Origin of the sequence: Stutzerimonas sp. R40042, from assembly GCF_026642215.1 — a bacterium.
GTDB lineage: Bacteria > Pseudomonadota > Gammaproteobacteria > Pseudomonadales > Pseudomonadaceae > Stutzerimonas > Stutzerimonas frequens.
Window position 1 is genome coordinate 1478939 of the sequence record NZ_CP113258.1, and the last position, 17501, is coordinate 1496439.

Here is a 17501-nt window from a genome sequence, read left to right on the forward strand (position 1 = left end):
GAATCGTGTTGATGGGCGGCATTGTGGATTGCGTTATATCGTCTTGTATATAGCGCTATCGAGGTAGGGAGCGCCGAACCTGCCGATTGCTCGCCGAGCGGCGGCGGAGTAGGTTGGAGCCTTTCCGGTTCAGGAGCACTGCTATGAAGCTTCGCTCACTCGTCACGCTGCTCACGCTCGCGATGCCCGCCGCGCCCGCCCTGGCCAACGAGTGCCCGGCATTGCTACAGCACGAGCTGCCCAAGCTGCGCTCCAAGGAAACCGTCGATCTGTGCGGCCAGTTCCAGGGCAAGGCCCTGGTGGTGGTCAATACGGCCAGCCATTGCGGCTTCACCGGACAGTTCAAGGGGCTCGAAGCGCTCTATCAGCGTTACAAGGACGACGGCCTGGAGTTGCTCGGCGTGCCCTCGGATGACTTCTTCCAGGAGGCCGATGACGAGGCCGAGACGGCCGAGGTCTGCTACGTGAATTACGGTGTGACCTTCACCATGACCCAGACGCAGCCGGTACGGGGCGGCGATGCGACGCCGTTGTTTCGCCAGCTGGCCGAGCAGGCCGGAACAGCGCCGCGTTGGAATTTCTACAAGTACGTGGTCGATCGGGAAGGGCGTGTCGTCGCGCATTTCTCCAGCAAGGTGAAGCCGGATGACCCGCAGTTGATCGCGGCGGTGGAGAAGGCGCTGCAGAGATAGAAACGAAAAAGCCCCGGACGACCGGGGCTTTTTCGTTCTTTCGCTACATCAGAAGCGGTAGCTCAGAGCAGCGCCAAAGCCGTGGGCGCGATTTTCGTAGTCTGCGTTGTAAACGCCGCGGGTCGGGCTATTACGGCGAACCTTGGTGTCTTCTTCCCAAAGGTAGGAGTACGCCAGGTCGACGGTCACATCGTCAGTAGGATTCCAGGCCAAGCCGAAGCTGACCGCAGTACGGTCACCGCTAGGAATGCGCGGCGAGCGATGTTCGTTATTGGTCGGGCTTTGATCGAACGCCAGGCCTGTACGTAGCGTCCACTCGCGGTTCAGCTTGTAAGCTGCACCGAGCGCGTAGGACCAAGTGTCATGCCAATCCTGTTCCTCGATGATTGGGTTGAGCGGACTGGCAGGAATCCCTTCGTTCTCGATCACGATAGCTTCGAAACGGCTCCAGCGGGTCAGCATCGCACCGGCATACAGCGTCCACTGGTCATTGAGTTCGTGTGTGACCGAAAGGTCGATCGACTCGGGGGTGGTCAGGTCCAGCGAGGCATCATACTTGCCCCCTAGCGGGCTCAAGTTGAACCCCTCTTTCAGCTCGGTATCGCCTTCAAGGGTGTAATCGACCTTGGAGTGGTAGGTAAGGCCCATGCGAGTGTGGGGTGTGAACTCGTACAGAATCCCCGCATTAAAACCCACTGCTGTATCGTCGCCCGTAACCTTCACCCGGCCGTCAATGCCGCCGGTGAATGTCGCGCTTTGCAGTTCTCCATCAATGCGGTTGATGGTCGGGCCAAAACCGATCGAAAGCTTGTCGTTGAAGCGATAGCTGACAGTTGGCTGCACGGTAATAACACGCACTTCACTGTAGTCGCCATGGTAGCGACCTTGGAAGCCGCTTTCGTAGTCGGTGATCAGGCCGAACGGTACATAAACACCGACACCCAGCGCCCACTTATCATCGATTGGTTTGACGTAGTAACCCATCGGAACGGCAGTGAAGGGGACCATGTCGCCGTCGTTACTGCCGCTAACTGGACTGCCTATAGCGGTGGCGCCGGAAGTATCCTTGATATCCGTCTTCGCATGAATCGCCGCCATACCGAAGCTGACTTCCTCACGCTTCAGGCGGGACATGCCGGCAGGGTTGCCGAACAGCGTGGTGGCGTCGTCGGCGGAAGATGAGCGGCCTGCAAAGGAGGTGCCCATGCCGCTGATGCTTTGTTCGTTGAGGGCAAAACCGGCGGCCATTGCCTGGCTGGACAAGGCGCCTACGGCTACCGCGAGCGCGGTCTTCAACCATGTTGTTTTCATTGTTGTACTACTCCGGGATAAAAGCGGGTCGGAACCTAGCAACTTTCTCCGACAGGTAGCAAGACAATGAATTGCAATTTTTCGTAAAGATGGCGACTAACGGTCGTGAAAACAAATGTAACTTCGGCAAAACCGCCGAGGCGTATTATGACCCGTCAGCCACGCTGCGCCCCCGGCACCGCGTGGCTGCAGCGATTAGGCGCGAGGCCGCCGCGCATCGGTGATCCACTCGCTCCAGGAACCGGGGTAGAGCCTCCCCAGCGGGTAGCCGGCCAGACAGAGGGCAAACAGGTTGTGGCAGGCGGTCACACCGGAGCCGCAATAGGCGACGGCGCTTTGCGGCGGCTTGTTGTCCAGCAGCGTGTCGAAGCGCGTGCGCAACTGGTCGATTGGGAGGAACCGGCCATCGCTGCGAAGATTGTCGGTAAACGGCACGCAGATGGCATTGGGGATGTGTCCGGCGATCGGGTCGATGGGTTCGACTTCGCCGAGAAAGCGGGGCAGGGCGCGGGCGTCGAGCAGCGCCAGCTGCGGATCGTCCAGGTGCTTCTGAAGGCCAGCGGCGTCGATGATCAGGCTGCCGTCGGCGCGCCCGCTAAAGGTGCCGGTCTCGCCATCGGGGATCGCCTCGTCCATGGGTAGACCGGCTTCGCGCCACGCCTTGAGGCCGCCGTCGAGCAGATAGACGCCGTCGCGTTTGCCGAGCCAGAGCAGCAGCCACCATGCCCGCGCGGCAAAGGCGCCGGGGCCGTCGTCGTACAGCACCACTTCGCTGTCGTCATCGAGGCCCCATTGGCGAAAGCGTGCCGCTAGCCCTTCCGGTTCCGGCAGTGGATGGCGACCGGTAACGCCAGGAGTGACCGGGCCGGATAGGTCCTTCTCCAGATCGGCGAATCGGGCGCCGGGGACATGACCCTGGTGGTAGCTGCGCTCGCCGTAGGCGGGATCCTCCAGGGCGAAGCGGCAATCGAGAATGCGCAGCGCGGGATCGTCCAGGCGTCGCGCCAGTTGCTCGGCTGTGATGAGTTGTGCAAGTGGCATCGGGCGCCTCCGGGGAAACATCGTTAAACACTACCAGCGTGCGCGCCGGCCATGAATGCCCGGCCGGTCGGATGCTCGATATATACTGCGCGCCTCGTTCGGCCGCGCGCCGGTCGTCAGCCGAAAAGGAGGCCGTGTGGCCATCGAAACTCAATGGGTCGTGGATGATGAACATCTGGCCCGCCTCTGCGCCGAATGGCGCCAACTGCCCTATGTGGCAGTGGATACCGAATTCATGAGGGTCGATACCTTCTATCCCATCGCCGGGCTGGTGCAGGTCGGGGACGGGCGGCGTGCCTATCTGATCGACCCACTGGCCGTGCGCGACTGGCGCGCGTTTGCCGCGCTGCTGGAAGATACCGCCGTGGTAAAGGTGTTGCATGCCTGCAGCGAGGATCTCGAAGTACTGCTGCGCCTGACCGGCAGCCTGCCGCAGCCGCTGTTCGACACCCAGCTGGCGGCCGGCTACCTGAATATCGGCTTCTCCATGGGCTACTCACGCCTGGTTCAGGCCGTGCTCGGCATCGAACTGCCCAAGGGCGAAACGCGCTCGGACTGGCTGCAGCGGCCCCTGAGCGACATGCAGGTGCAGTATGCCGCTGAGGATGCGCAGCATCTGGCCGAATTGTACGAAGCACTGCTGCCGAAGCTGTCCGAGGACAAGCGCACCTGGGTGCTCGAGGATGGCGCCGAGCTGGTCGCCAACCTGCAGCGCGAATCCGATCCGGACGAGGCCTATCGCGAGGTCAAGCAGGCCTGGCGGCTCAAGCCTCAACAATTGGCCGTGCTCAAGGTGCTGACCGCCTGGCGCGAGCGTCAGGCCCGGGCACGCAATCAGCCGCGCAATCGCGTGCTGCGTGAGGCCAGCCTTTGGCCGCTGGCGCGTACCCAGCCGCGCGATCTGGTAGCACTGGCGCGCATCGAGGAGATGCATCCGCGTACTGTGCGCCAGGATGGCGAAGCCCTGCTGGCGATGATTCGCGAGGCCGCGACGATGCCCGAACAGGATTGGCCGGCAGCGCTGCCGGAGCCGTTGCCGCTGGAAGTTTCCGGGCGGTTGAAGAAGCTGCGGGCGGTCGGCCAGCGCGAGGCGAAGGTGCTGGATATCGCGCCGGAACTGATGCTGCGCAAGAAAACCCTCGAAGCCCTGCTGAAAAGCGGCTACCCCGACGGCCCATATCAACTGCCCGATTCGCTGCGCGGTTGGCGCCGCGAGCGGATGGGGCAGGCCCTGCTGGATGTACTGGAAAAGCGCACATGAAACTCATCTGTTCGATCTACAAAAGCCCCCGCAAGGACGGCATGTACCTCTATGTCGACAAGCGCGACGCGCTCAAGCGCGTGCCCGAGGGCTTGCTCGCCGCGTTCGGCGCACCGCAGCTGGCGTTCGAGCTGGTGCTGACCCCGGAGCGCCAGCTGGCGCGCGAGGACATCAACAAGGTGCTCGCCAATATCGAGGCGCAGGGCTATCACCTGCAGATGCCGCCGGCAGAGGACGAATACATCGAGCACCTCCCCGAGGAACTGCTGCGCATGAACGATCCCATGTGACGGTGGCCGGCCAAGCATGACCGAGGGCAAGGTCATGCTGGCGGATCGGACTATTCTGAAGCTGTCCACATATGCATAGGGAGACAGCTCATGAAAATGCGTTCCTGGATTCTCGGTTCGATCCTTGCCGGTCTGGCGATGTCTGCCAATGCTCAGCCCGCGCCGGCCTACGACAACGAAGCCTGGCAGCAGCACTGGCAGAAGATGCAGGAATACCGTCAGGCCTGGCAGGCCGCTAAGACGCCGGAGGAGCGGCAGAAGCTGCGCGACGAGCACTGGCAGAGCATGCAGTCGACCATGGGCACCATGGGTGGCTGCCCAATGGGCGGCCTAGGCGCCGGGATGGACAAGCAGGGCGGCAAGCCGATGGCCGGCGCCATGGGTGGCGGCCGCATGATGGGCGCGCCGTCCAAGGAAATGCTCGACATGCGCATCCAGCACCTGGAACAGATGCTCGAGCAGATGCGCAGCCACCGCGACATGCTCGACAAGCAGTGATCGGTATGTGGCCGCCTGCCGCTCCGGCCGGCGGCCACGGAGCAGGCGGCGCATCCGCCTGCCGGCTATTGGCCGGATATCCGGCAATGGCTAGACTTGCCGCTTTTTCCCGGTAGTGACAGTGATGGCCGCCAAAGTCGAACCCTTCTGGAAGCGCAAGACCCTGGCCGAGCTCGATTCGGCCGAGTGGGAGTCGCTATGCGACGGCTGCGGCCTCTGCTGTCTGCAGAAGCTCGAGGACGAGGAAGATGGCGCCGTGTACTACACGCGCATCGCTTGCCGATTGCTCGATCTGAAGACCTGCCAGTGCAGCGACTACCCCAATCGGCGCGCCAGCGTACCGGACTGCATTCAGCTCAATGCCCAGGACGCCGCACAGTTCAAGTGGCTTCCGCCCACCTGTGCCTACCGCCTGGTGGCCGAGCGCAAGGATCTGCCGCTTTGGCACCATCTGGTCTGCGGCGACCGCGATGCGGTGCATGTAGAGCGCATTTCCCAGGCCGGCAGGATGCTCGCCGAAGGCAGCGTTGCCGAGGAGCACTGGGAAGACCATCTGATTTTTCGTGCTGGTTGAATCTAAGCGCCGATTGCATCGTCTCAAGATCAGCACACCCCTCGCGTTATCCGATCCGTGGAGTTCTCTTCGATGCTTGCTCGACTGCTGTCGCTGTTCGCTCTCGTTCTTTTCCTCGCTGGGCCGGTACAGGCGGCCAAGCGGGTCGATCTGGACTATCACGTGCGCTTCCTCCCGGAGGAGGACCAGGCAGTGGTGCAACTGATTCTGGAGAAGGGGGAGGCGGTCCGCAGCCTGCGCTTCAACCTGGGCGACGAGGGTTACTACAGCGACTTCGAGGCGGACGGTGAATGGCAGCAGGGGTCGCCGGCACAGGGCACCTGGCGACCCGCTGCGGGCAAGGCGAAACTAAGCTATCGCGTACGCATCAGCCATCCCCGTGACAACGGTCGCTTCGATGCGCGTATGACTCCGGACTGGGCGCTGTTCCGCGGCGATGATCTGGTGCCGCCGGCGCGGCTGGATCAGGTCGATGGCGTGAGCCTGGTTTCGCGCATCACCTTCGAGCTGCCGGAAGGCTGGAAGAGCATCGAAACCGGTTGGCCGCGGGTCGGCAAGAATCGCTTTCGCGTGGACAACCGCGAGCGCCTGTTCGATCGCCCGACCGGCTGGATGCTGGCGGGCAAGCTCGGCACCCGCCGCGCCAAGCTGGGTGAAACTGAAGTCACCGTGGCTGCGCCGGTCGGCGAGGGCGTGCGGCGAATGGACATCCTGACCATGCTCACCTTCGTCTGGCCGCAGGTGCAGAACGTCTTTCCCCGCGACCCGGCGAAATTGCTCATCGTTGGCGCTGGCGATCCGATGTGGCGCGGCGGGCTGTCCGGGCCGAACTCCCTGTACATGCACGCCGATCGCCCGATGGTCAGCGAGAACGGCACCAGCTCGCTGGTGCATGAGCTGGTGCATGTGTTCAGTCGCATCACGGATGCCAATCGTAGCGACTGGATCAGCGAGGGGCTGGCGGAGTACTACGCCATCGAGCTGGTCCGCCGCTCTGGCGGCATGAGCGAGGATCGATACCAGGCGGTTCGCGAGCATCTGATCAAGTGGAGCCGCAAGGTCGATAGCCTGCGCACCGAACATTCCACCGGCCCGATTACCGCTCGCGCCGTGCTGCTGTTGCAGGATCTGGACAAGGAAATTCGTCAGCGCAGTAAGGGCCGCCATTCGCTCGACGATGTCGCCCGCGGCCTGATGCGCATGGACACCGTCAGCACCGATGATTTCATCGAGATGACCGAAACTCTGCTGGGCGGGGGCTCAACGGTGCTCGATACCCGTCTGCTGCGCTGAACACCATCATCCCTGCGCCGTATGCGTGAGGCGGCCTGTCGAGGAGAGCGTATGACCATCATCGACCTTCGCAGCGACACCGTGACCCAGCCTTCGAGCGGGATGCTTGAGGTGATGCGATGCGCCGAAACCGGGGATGACGTTTACGGCGAGGATCCAACGGTGAGCCGCCTTGAGAGCCGCCTCGCCGCGGAGCTGGGTTTCGCCGCGGGGCTCTTCGTCCCGTCCGGCACCATGAGCAATCTGCTGGCATTGATGGCTCATTGCGAACGGGGTGATGAATACATCGTCGGGCAGCAGGCCCATACCTACAAATACGAGGGCGGCGGAGCGGCGGTGCTTGGCTCGATCCAGCCGCAGCCGATCGAGATGGACGCCGACGGCACGCTCGATCTCGCCCGCGTCGAAGCGGCGATCAAGCCGGACAATTTCCACTTCGCCCGCAGCCGCCTGCTGGCGCTGGAAAACACCATGCAGGGCAAGGTGTTGCCGCTGGACTACCTGGCCGCGGCCCGTGACTTCACGCGCCAGTACGGTCTGGCGCTGCATCTGGACGGTGCCCGGCTGTACAACGCGGCGGTGAAGCTCGGCTGCGATGCGCACGAGATCACTCGGCACTTCGATACGGTGTCGGTGTGCCTGTCCAAGGGCCTCGGTGCGCCGGTGGGATCGGTGCTTTGCGGTGGCGAGGCGTTCATCGGCAAGGCTCGGCGCCTGCGCAAGATGGTCGGTGGCGGCATGCGCCAGTCCGGCATCCTGGCGGCTGCCGGGCTCTACGCGCTGGAGCACAACGTCGCGCGGCTGACCGAGGATCATCGTCGCGCGGCGTGGATTGGGGGTGAGCTGGCCGCGCTCGGGTTCGAGATCGAGCCGGTGCAAACCAACATGGTCTATGTCGACGTGGGAGAGAAAGCAACCGCGCTGGCTGCGTTCTGCGCGCAGCGCGGCATTCGCCTGACCCCTGCGGCGCGGCTGCGGCTGGTCACCCATATGGACCTGCATGACGAGCATCTTCCGGTAGTGGTCAATGCATTCGCCGAATTTGCCGAAAACATGGGTCGTTGCTGACGTCGAATTGCTTGATTCAATCGCCTTTATCCCCTATACCCGGCGCGCAGGCCCGATATAATGCGGCCCTTTGCCGGCTATCCGTTGGGTAGTTGCGAACCGGCTTTCGGTGGTCCCGCCTCGCCGTGTCGTTTTGCAGCCGTTCGGCCGCAGTCCTCTGGAAGAAATCTATGAAAAGCGCAGAAATCCGTGAAGCCTTCCTCCGCTTCTTCGAAGAGAAGGGCCACACTCGCGTGGCCTCCAGTTCGCTGATTCCGGCGAACGACCCGACCCTGCTGTTCACCAACGCCGGCATGAACCAGTTCAAGGACTGCTTCCTCGGCCTGGAGAAGCGCGCCTATACCCGCGCCACCACCAGCCAGAAGTGCGTGCGTGCCGGCGGCAAGCACAACGACCTGGAGAACGTCGGCTACACCGCGCGTCACCACACCTTCTTCGAGATGCTCGGCAACTTCAGCTTCGGCGATTATTTCAAGCGCGACGCGATTCACTACGCCTGGGAGTTTCTCACCAGCGACAAATGGCTGAACCTGCCCAAGGAGAAACTCTGGGTCACGGTCTATGCCACCGATGACGAGGCCTACGACATCTGGACCAAGGAAGTTGGCGTGCCGGCCGAGCGCATGGTGCGCATCGGTGACAATAAGGGCGCCCCTTACGCGTCGGACAACTTCTGGGCGATGGGCGACACCGGCCCCTGCGGTCCGTGCACCGAAATCTTCTTCGACCACGGCGAACACATCTGGGGCGGCCCGCCCGGCTCGCCGGAGGAAGATGGTGATCGCTACATCGAGATCTGGAACAACGTGTTCATGCAGTTCAACCGCACCGCGGACGGTGTACTGCACCCGTTGCCGGCACCGAGCGTCGATACCGGCATGGGTCTGGAGCGCATCAGCGCCGTGCTCCAGCACGTCAACTCGAACTATGAAATCGACCTGTTCCAGAGCCTGCTGAACGCGGCGGCGGACGCCATCGGCTGCGCCAACGAAGCGCAGGCTTCGCTGAAGGTCGTTGCCGACCACATTCGTTCCTGCGGCTTCCTCATCGCCGATGGCGTGACGCCGTCCAACGAAGGCCGTGGCTACGTGCTGCGCCGCATCATTCGTCGCGCCTGCCGTCATGGCAACAAGCTCGGCGCCAAAGGCAGCTTCTTCCATCGCATCGTCTTCGCGCTGGTGGCCGAAATGGGCGAGGCCTTCCCCGAACTCAAGCAACAGCAGGCGCACATCGAGCGCGTGCTGAAGAACGAGGAAGAGCAATTCGCCAAGACCCTGGAGCAGGGGCTGAAGATCCTCGAGCAGGATCTGGCCGGGCTTGCCGGTAGCGTCATTCCCGGTGAGGTGGTGTTCAAGCTGTACGACACCTACGGCTTCCCGGTGGATCTGACCGGCGACATCGCCCGCGAGCGCAATCTGAGCCTCGACGAAGAAGGCTTCGAGCGCGAGATGCAAGCCCAGCGTGAGCGTGCCCGCTCGGCCAGCGCCTTCGGCATGGACTACAACAGTCTGGTCAAGGTCGAGGGTGAGACACGCTTCCTCGGCTACCAGGGCACGTCAGGCAGCGGCAAGGTGCTGGCGCTGTTCAAGGAAGGCATGGTGGTCGACAGTCTGAGCGCCGGCGAGGAGGGTGTCGTGGTGCTCGATCAGACGCCGTTCTACGCCGAGTCCGGTGGGCAGATCGGTGACTGCGGTTATCTCGAGGCGCAGGGCCTGCGCTTCGATGTGCGCGACACCAGCAAGGCCGGCGGTGCGTTCCTGCATCACGGTATCGTCGACAGTGGCACGCTGACGGTCGGTGCCCAGGTCGAGGCGACGGTCGACGCCTCGGTGCGCCAGGTCACGGCGCTTAACCACTCGGCGACTCACCTGCTGCACGCCGCGTTGCGCGAGATTCTCGGTGAGCACGTGAGCCAGAAGGGCTCCTTGGTGGACAGTCAGCGCCTGCGCTTCGACTTCAGCCACTTCGAAGCGATCAAACCGGAGCAGCTCCGCGCACTGGAGGATCGCGTCAATGCCGAGATCCGTCGCAATTCGGCGGTGGAGATCGAGGAAACCGATATCGATACCGCCAAGGCCAAGGGCGCAATGGCCCTGTTCGGCGAGAAGTACGGCGACAGCGTTCGCGTGCTGACCATGGGTGGTGGCTTTTCCGTCGAGCTCTGCGGTGGTACCCACGTGAACCGCACCGGCGACATCGGCCTGTTCAAGATCACCAGCGAAGGCGGTGTGGCCGCCGGCGTACGCCGGATCGAAGCGGTGACCGGCGCGCAGGCGCTGGCCTACCTCAATGATGCCGAGGATCAACTGAAAGAAGCGGCAAGTCTGGTCAAGGGCAGCCGCGAGAATCTGCTGGACAAGCTCGGCGGCATACTGGAACGCAACCGTCAGCTGGAAAAAGAGCTGGAGCAGCTCAAGGCCAAGGCAGCCAGCGCAGCGGGCAACGACCTGGCTGCGAGCGCCGTTGAAGTGAATGGTGTGCGCGTGCTGGCCGCGCGTCAGGATGGGCTCGACGGCAAGGCCCTGCTGGCGCTAGTCGACCAGCTGAAGAACAAGCTGGGCAGCGCGGTGATCCTGCTCGGTGGCGTGCAGGACGACAAGGTTGTGCTGGTCGCCGGCGTGACGCAGGACCTGACCTCGCGCCTGAAGGCCGGCGATCTGATGAAGCAGGCCGCTGCGGCGGTCGGCGGCAAGGGTGGCGGTCGTCCAGACATGGCGCAAGGTGGTGGCAGCGATGCGTCCAAGCTGGACGAGGCGCTGGCGTTGACCTTGCCGTTTGCTCAGCAGGCCCTTTGATCCAGATGCCGGAAGCGGCTTCGGCATCTGCAGGTTGTTTGTTTAATGAACGCCCTTTGCGGGCTCTAGGCGGCTAACAATGGCTTTGATCGTACAGAAGTTTGGGGGCACCTCGGTCGGCACCGTCGAGCGAATCGAGCAGGTAGCCGAGAAGGTCAAGAAATTCCGCGATGGTGGCGACGATATCGTCGTGGTCGTCTCGGCAATGAGTGGCGAAACCAACCGTCTGATCGACCTGGCCAAGCAGATCAGCGACCAGCCGGTTCCGCGCGAATTGGATGTGATGGTCTCCACCGGCGAGCAGGTGACCATAGCCCTGCTGGCCATGGCGCTGATCAAGCGCGGCGTTCCGGCGGTGTCCTACACTGGCAATCAGGTCCGCATCCTCACCGACAGCGCCCATACCAAGGCGCGCATCCTGCAGATCGATGCCCAGCGTATCCAGCGCGACATCAAAGCGGGGCGGGTGGTCGTGGTCGCCGGCTTCCAGGGGGTGGACGAGAAGGGCAATATCACCACTCTGGGTCGCGGCGGTTCCGATACCACTGGCGTGGCGTTGGCTGCCGCGCTGAAGGCCGATGAATGCCAGATCTACACCGATGTGGATGGCGTTTACACCACCGACCCGCGGGTCGTCGCCAAGGCTCAGCGTCTGGACAAGATCACCTTCGAGGAGATGCTGGAAATGGCCAGCCTCGGCTCCAAGGTGCTGCAGATTCGTGCGGTGGAGTTCGCTGGCAAGTACAGTGTCCCGCTACGTGTGCTGCACAGTTTTCAGGAGGGTCCGGGTACCCTCATTACCCTTGATGAAGAGGAATCCATGGAACAGCCCATCATTTCCGGCATCGCCTTCAATCGCGACGAGGCCAAGCTGACTATCCGTGGGGTGCCGGACACGCCCGGTGTAGCGTTCAAGATTCTTGGGCCGATCAGCGCCGCGAATGTGGAAGTGGACATGATCGTGCAGAACGTCGCGCACGATAACACCACCGATTTCACCTTCACCGTGCATCGTAACGATTACAACAATGCCCTGCAGGTCCTGCAGAGCATTGCGAACGAAATGGGCGCCCGGGAGGTGATCGGCGATACCGACATCGCCAAGGTTTCCATCGTAGGCGTCGGTATGCGTTCACATGCTGGCGTCGCCAGTCGGATGTTCGAGGCGCTGGCTAAGGAGAACATCAACATCCAGATGATCTCTACATCGGAGATCAAAGTTTCGGTGGTGATCGAAGAAAAGTATCTTGAACTTGCTGTAAGAGCGTTGCATACCGCCTTCGAACTGGATGCGCCGGCGGCGGCGGGCAATACTGCGGAATGAATCGCAGAAGGCGCGCTGGCCCGCGCCTTCTGTCGTATTGGGCCGTGCAAAAAGGAACTTTAGCCTCCCGGGCGCGGGTCAATAGCTGGTGAAAGGCTCTAGCTTCAATGTTTTGCGGACATTGTCCGTTTTTATCTTTGCAGACTGTTTACTGATTTGAATCCGTTTAAGGAGAAAGGAATGCTGATTCTGACTCGCCGGGTTGGAGAAACCCTGATGGTGGGTGACGATGTGACTGTCACTGTGTTGGGTGTGAAAGGAAACCAGGTACGTATCGGCGTGAATGCCCCCAAGGAGGTGGCGGTGCATCGAGAGGAGATCTACCAGCGGATCCAGAAAGAGAAGGATCAGGAACCAAGCCACTAATTTTTCTGTAATTTTTGGCTTTGCAAACGGGGTAAAGATGGGTATTATGCGCCCCGTGTTGCGGAGAGGTGGCCGAGTGGCCGAAGGCGCTCCCCTGCTAAGGGAGTACACCTCAAAAGGGTGTCGGGGGTTCGAATCCCCCCTTCTCCGCCATTTTGCGTTCTAGGGTTTGATGATCGCGGCAGGTCACTTTCGAAGCTGAAAGTAGAGCGCCAAATTGCTTGACCATCAGTCTTCACTCCCTATAATGCGCACGCTCAGCGCACTCATAGCTCAGCTGGATAGAGTACTCGGCTACGAACCGAGCGGTCGGAGGTTCGAATCCTCCTGAGTGCGCCATACTTCGAACGATCGGCAGTGATGCGGATCGCTCAAGAAACCAGCAGTGATCTGGTCTACCAAGCGCTTACGCACTCATAGCTCAGCTGGATAGAGTACTCGGCTACGAACCGAGCGGTCGGAGGTTCGAATCCTCCTGAGTGCGCCAATCAAGAAAGGGTCTGCAGCGATGCAGGCCCTTTTTTTATTTCCGTGTCCCTATCGTCCGCCCGTTACGCAGCCGTGCTCGTCGAAGCTGACTGTGCGCAGCTGGCCGCCGCTGTCGCGGAAGCGCAGGCGTGTCTTGCCGTTGTTGCTGGTGACGCTTTCCGGACTGCCTAGCGCGCTTTCCACGTCACTACGCGTCATGCCTGCGCGGATCTGCTTGCTGATGATTGCGCTGCGCCGCTCGCTTCCTGTCACCCGGTTGCCGCAACCATCTTCCCTCTGCGCAACGATCTCCAATCCTTCCGCCTCCCTGCGAGCAGTGCGTTTTCTGGGAACTGCCATGGGCACGGCCTTGCCAGAGCTCGGTGTCGGGCTCACAGCCTTTTGCCGATGCTGATGCTGGTCTTCTGGGCACCCCTGCTGACTGAAGGTCACGTGTCCGGACTGGTCGGTGCAGCGGTACACCATTGCCGAAAAAGCCGGATTTGCCAGCAAAAGCAGGCCCGTACAAAGAAACAGTGCTTTCATTTCGTCCTCCTTGACTAAGCAACTGTACTGCAGGCTACTCAATAAAAAGCGCCCTTGGCATCTGTGTCTCCTTGTCTCGTGAAGACGTCGACAGAACGTCGGCTTTGTCGAGTTAGGCGAGCCGTTCATGCGCGTCGCATGCGGATCGCCTGGAATGGCTGTAGTTGAGCGCATCGGCTGCGCCGTCGCGATGTTATGATTGCTGCATCTGCTCTCAGGGTTTGTGGAACAACCTTCCCGTATGGACTTACCCAGTAGTCGCTCACGTTTCCCGATTGCCAATCAGCTATTGATTGAATGATTTCCCCTGGCGCGCTCTCGGCCGGGGGTGGAGTGCGCCATGACAGAAGTAGAAGCAAAAAAGCCTCAAGAAACCCTGCAGGATCGCCTGGCGCAGGTGGTCGAGCTGCTGCAGCGTCATCGGCTTGGTGAAGACGGTGGGGTTCGTCAGGATGGTCAGCCGGCAGTTCTGAGTGAGGATTATGACCAGGGGCTGATTCTGGCCGAGCTGCAGCGCAAGCTCGATGAGCTGCACCCTGCCGACGTCGCCCACATTCTCGAAGCCTTGCCGCTCGAAGAGCGACTGACTGTCTGGCAGCTGGTCAAGGCCGAGCGTGATGGCGACATTCTGCTCGAGGTTTCCGACGCGGTCCGTGAAACGCTGATCGCAGACATGGACGACCACGAGTTGCTTGCTGCGGCCAAGGAAATGGACGCTGATGAGCTGGCGGATCTAGCGCCCGAACTGCCGCGCGATGTCGTTCATGAACTGATGGAAAGCCTCGACGCGCAGCAGCGTGAGCGAGTGCGTTCGGCCCTGTCTTACGAGGAGGATCAGGTCGGTGCGTTGATGGACTTCGAGATGGTCACCATTCGCGAAGACGTCAGTCTGGAGGTTGTGCTTCGCTACCTGCGTCGCCTGAAAGAACTCCCCGGTCATACCGACAAACTGTTCGTGGTCGACTACGACGGCGTGCTCAAGGGTGTTCTGCCGATCAAGCGCCTGCTGGTGAACGATCCAGACAAACAGGTCGCCGAAGTGATGGCAAGTGATCCGGTCACCTTTCATCCGGATGAGGACGCCTATGATGCGGCACAGGCATTCGAGCGCTATGACCTGGTCTCCACGCCGGTTGTCGATAAGGGCGGCAAGCTGATCGGCCGACTGACTATCGACGAGATGGTCGACCTCATTCGTGAGGAGAGCGAAAGCGAAGTGCTCAACATGGCCGGTCTGCGCGAGGAGGAGGATATCTTCGCCTCGGTCTGGAAATCGGTACGCAACCGGTGGGCCTGGCTGGCGGTGAACCTGGTGACGGCGTTCGTCGCCTCGCGAGTGATCGGCCTGTTTGACGGCTCCATCGAGAAGCTGGTTGCGCTGGCGGCGCTGATGCCAATTGTCGCAGGCATCGGCGGCAACTCCGGCAACCAGACGATCACCATGATCGTTCGCGCCATGGCGCTGGATCAGGTGGGTACCGGCAACACTGCGCGGCTGCTGCGCAAGGAAGTTGGCGTCGGGCTCGTCAACGGGCTTGTCTGGGGTGGCGTCATCGGTGCGGTGGCCTGGTGGCTATACGGTAGCTGGTCTCTGGGGGTCGTGATGACCGCCGCAATGACGCTGAATCTGTTGCTGGCCGCCTTGATGGGGGTGCTGATTCCGATGACTCTTGCGCGTCTCGGGCGTGATCCGGCAATGGGGGCAAGCGTGATGATCACGGCCATGACCGATAGTGGCGGGTTCTTCATTTTTCTCGGATTGGCGACGATTTTTCTGCTGTAGCGCGACTTTTCGCGTCCTGTAGGGGTTTGCCTTGTTTCTCTGTTTCGGGCTAAGGTTCGGCCGTTTCGCGCGTCGCGAAACCTGTCCGAACCAACGCAGCGAATAACAAGCAGCTCGAGCTGCTGACAAGGGAACTCCCGATGACCCCCAGCCAACTTCTGCTCGAAGGCGTCGAACTCATGCTATTCGGCATCGGTTTCGTCTTTGCTTTCCTCGTTCTGTTGATCCTCTGCATTCGCCTGATGTCCTACCTTACCGATCGCTTCGTAAGCGCCCCGGAGCCTCAGCTAGCGGCTGCGCCAGTCACCAGCGCGGATGCGGATACGCTCGCGGCGATCAAGGCCGCCATTCATCAACACCGCGCGCGCCGCGGTTGACTCTGGAAAGGGAGTTCCTTCCATGACCATTGCTAAACAGCCACTCGGCATCACCGACGTGGTGCTGCGTGATGCGCACCAGTCCATTCTCGCCACGCGCGTCCGCCTGGAAGACATGCTGCCGATCGCAGCCAAGCTCGACCAAGTCGGGTTCTGGTCGGTTGAGAGCTGGGGGGGCGCTACGTTCGACGCCTGTATTCGCTACCTGGGCGAAGACCCCTGGGAGCGCATTCGTGAGCTGAAGAAGGCGATGCCCAATACGCGTCAGCAGATGCTGCTGCGCGGGCAAAACCTGTTGGGCTATCGTCACTATGCCGACGATGTAGTGGAAAAGTTCGTCGAGCGCGCAGCGGTCAACGGCGTGGACGTGTTCCGTGTATTCGATGCGATGAATGATCCGCGTAATCTGGAAACGGCTCTGCGCGCGGTGAAGCAGCAAGGCAAGCATGCTCAGGGCACAATTTCCTATACCACCAGCCCGGTGCATACGCTGGACATGTGGGTCGATCTGGCTAAGCAGATCGAGGACATGGGTGCCGACTCTGTAGCAATCAAGGACATGGCCGGCATCCTGACGCCCTATATGGCGTTCGAGCTGGTCTCGCGCCTTAAGGCCAGCCTGGCAATCCCCGTCCATATGCAGTGCCATGCCACTGCCGGCCTGTCGTCCGTCGCCATTCTCAAGGCCGTGGAGGCAGGTATCGACAATGTCGACACCGCAATCTCCTCCCTGTCGATGACCTATGGCCACTCCCCGACGGAGTCGGTGGTCGCCATGTTCCAGGGCACCGCGCGTGATACCGGGCTCGACCTGGAACTGCTGGAGGAAATTGCCGCTTACTTCCGTGAGGTGCGCAAGAAGTATGCGAAGTTCGAGGGTAACCTCAAGGGCGTCGACTCGCGCATCCTGGTCGCTCAGGTGCCGGGCGGGATGCTCACCAACATGGAAAGCCAGCTCAAGGAGCAGGGCGCTCAGGACAAGTTCGACCAAGTGCTGGCCGAGATTCCGCGTGTGCGCGAAGACCTTGGCTTCATTCCGCTGGTGACGCCAACTTCGCAGATCGTTGGCACCCAGGCGGTGATCAATGTACTGACCGGTGAGCGCTACAAGTCGATCACCAAAGAAACCGCCGGTGTGCTAAAGGGCGAGTACGGTGCGGCGCCGGCGCCATTCAGCGCCGAGTTGCAGGCGCGTGTGCTTGACGGTGCCGAGGTCATAACCTGCCGTCCTGCAGATCTGCTGCAGCCGGAGATGGAGCGGCTGGCAGCCGAGCTCGAGGAGCTGGCTCGCGAGAAGAACATCAAGCTGGCTGAGGATGCCATCGACGACGTCCTGACCTACGCATTATTTCCACAGATTGGCCTGAAGTTCCTCGAGAATCGCGGCAACCCCGCGGCGTTCGAGCCGGCACCCACCGGCAGCGAACCGCCGGTGCGCGAGCCGGGCAAGCCGGAGGTTTACACCGTCGAGGTCAACGGCAAGTCGTTCGTTGTGCAGGTCAACGAGGGTGGTGACATCGAAGGCATCAAGCCGCTCGGTGCTGGTCCTGCTACCGGCGCTGCCAGTGCCAACTCGACCGCGGCCGTTCCGGCTGGTGGAGAGCCGCAGCCGGCACCGCTGGCCGGCAACATATTCAAGGTGCTGGTGCAGCCTGGGCAGCTCGTCCAGGAGGGCGACCTGGTAGTGATTCTCGAAGCCATGAAAATGGAAACCGAGATCCGTGCGTTCAAGGCCGGCACTGTTGCTTCGGTCAACGTCAAGGTTGGCGACGCGGTTTCGGTCGGCGACAGCTTGCTGAGCATCGCTTAAGGGG

Annotated in this window: 16 protein-coding genes and 3 tRNA genes; 16 read left to right on the plus strand and 3 right to left on the minus strand. The window is 61.7% G+C overall.

The features are described from left to right. Nucleotides 1-143: 143 nt before the first annotated feature. Nucleotides 144-692 (plus strand): glutathione peroxidase, encoded by a 549-nt coding sequence (locus OUY36_RS07045; RefSeq protein ID WP_063541339.1) that lies wholly within the window; start codon nucleotides 144-146, stop codon nucleotides 690-692. Nucleotides 693-740: 48 nt separating this feature from the next. On the opposite strand, the gene OUY36_RS07050 is transcribed toward OUY36_RS07045, so the two are convergent. After that, nucleotides 741-2003, minus strand: coding sequence for an OmpP1/FadL family transporter (locus OUY36_RS07050; RefSeq protein WP_267937339.1), 1263 nt, complete (start codon nucleotides 2001-2003; stop codon nucleotides 741-743). 195 nt (nucleotides 2004-2198) lie between these two features. Then, a complete protein-coding gene (locus tag OUY36_RS07055; protein WP_267937340.1) occupies nucleotides 2199-3044 on the minus strand; it encodes a sulfurtransferase in 846 nt (281 codons plus the stop codon). Nucleotides 3045-3180: 136 nt separating this feature from the next. On the opposite strand from OUY36_RS07055, the gene rnd reads away from it, so the two are divergent. The 12 genes from rnd (at nucleotide 3181) to OUY36_RS07115 (ending at nucleotide 13000) form a co-directional block, all read left to right on the plus strand. Next, nucleotides 3181-4305 (plus strand): ribonuclease D, encoded by a 1125-nt coding sequence (gene rnd / locus OUY36_RS07060; RefSeq protein ID WP_267937341.1) that lies wholly within the window; start codon nucleotides 3181-3183, stop codon nucleotides 4303-4305. After that, a complete protein-coding gene (locus tag OUY36_RS07065; RefSeq protein WP_011912541.1) occupies nucleotides 4302-4595 on the plus strand; it encodes a YcgL domain-containing protein in 294 nt (97 codons plus the stop codon). Before rnd ends, OUY36_RS07065 begins: the two co-directional genes overlap by 4 nt. A gap of 90 nt (nucleotides 4596-4685) precedes the next feature. Continuing rightward, entirely contained in the window at nucleotides 4686-5093 is a 408-nt protein-coding gene (locus tag OUY36_RS07070) for a hypothetical protein (protein WP_267937343.1), read from the plus strand. A gap of 124 nt (nucleotides 5094-5217) precedes the next feature. After that, nucleotides 5218-5667, plus strand: a complete 450-nt coding sequence (locus OUY36_RS07075; protein ID WP_110779014.1) for a YcgN family cysteine cluster protein — start codon at nucleotides 5218-5220, stop codon at nucleotides 5665-5667. A 72-nt stretch (nucleotides 5668-5739) separates the two neighbouring features. After that, nucleotides 5740-6960 (plus strand): hypothetical protein, encoded by a 1221-nt coding sequence (locus tag OUY36_RS07080; RefSeq protein WP_133455997.1) that lies wholly within the window; start codon nucleotides 5740-5742, stop codon nucleotides 6958-6960. A gap of 51 nt (nucleotides 6961-7011) precedes the next feature. Next, nucleotides 7012-8028, plus strand: coding sequence for a low-specificity L-threonine aldolase (gene ltaE, locus OUY36_RS07085; RefSeq protein WP_110777745.1), 1017 nt, complete (start codon nucleotides 7012-7014; stop codon nucleotides 8026-8028). 170 nt (nucleotides 8029-8198) lie between these two features. Beyond that, nucleotides 8199-10823, plus strand: coding sequence for an alanine--tRNA ligase (alaS, locus tag OUY36_RS07090; protein WP_267937345.1), 2625 nt, complete (start codon nucleotides 8199-8201; stop codon nucleotides 10821-10823). Between the two features lie 79 nt (nucleotides 10824-10902). Next, nucleotides 10903-12147: an aspartate kinase gene (locus OUY36_RS07095; RefSeq protein WP_267937347.1), complete on the plus strand. Its 1245-nt coding sequence runs from the start codon at nucleotides 10903-10905 to the stop codon at nucleotides 12145-12147. A 180-nt stretch (nucleotides 12148-12327) separates the two neighbouring features. Continuing rightward, nucleotides 12328-12513 (plus strand): carbon storage regulator CsrA, encoded by a 186-nt coding sequence (gene csrA / locus OUY36_RS07100; RefSeq protein ID WP_003283978.1) that lies wholly within the window; start codon nucleotides 12328-12330, stop codon nucleotides 12511-12513. Between the two features lie 62 nt (nucleotides 12514-12575). After that, nucleotides 12576-12666: transfer RNA gene (locus OUY36_RS07105), tRNA-Ser, on the plus strand. A gap of 109 nt (nucleotides 12667-12775) precedes the next feature. Next, nucleotides 12776-12852: transfer RNA gene (locus OUY36_RS07110), tRNA-Arg, on the plus strand. Between the two features lie 71 nt (nucleotides 12853-12923). Then, nucleotides 12924-13000 (plus strand) — tRNA-Arg (locus OUY36_RS07115). Nucleotides 13001-13050: 50 nt separating this feature from the next. Here OUY36_RS07115 and OUY36_RS07120 read toward each other — a convergent pair. After that, nucleotides 13051-13527, minus strand: a complete 477-nt coding sequence (locus OUY36_RS07120) for a DUF4124 domain-containing protein (RefSeq protein WP_267937349.1) — start codon at nucleotides 13525-13527, stop codon at nucleotides 13051-13053. Between the two features lie 340 nt (nucleotides 13528-13867). Here OUY36_RS07120 and mgtE point away from each other — a divergent pair, with 340 nt between their 5' ends. From mgtE to oadA, 3 genes are all read left to right on the plus strand, one after another. Next, nucleotides 13868-15310 carry a magnesium transporter gene (gene mgtE / locus OUY36_RS07125; protein ID WP_063541350.1) on the plus strand — a complete coding sequence of 481 codons (1443 nt, stop codon included), beginning with the start codon at nucleotides 13868-13870 and terminating at the stop codon, nucleotides 15308-15310. Between the two features lie 140 nt (nucleotides 15311-15450). Beyond that, nucleotides 15451-15687: an OadG family protein gene (locus OUY36_RS07130; RefSeq protein WP_267937350.1), complete on the plus strand. Its 237-nt coding sequence runs from the start codon at nucleotides 15451-15453 to the stop codon at nucleotides 15685-15687. A 22-nt stretch (nucleotides 15688-15709) separates the two neighbouring features. Further along, a complete protein-coding gene (gene oadA / locus OUY36_RS07135; protein WP_267937351.1) occupies nucleotides 15710-17497 on the plus strand; it encodes a sodium-extruding oxaloacetate decarboxylase subunit alpha in 1788 nt (595 codons plus the stop codon). Nucleotides 17498-17501: the final 4 nt, after the last annotated feature.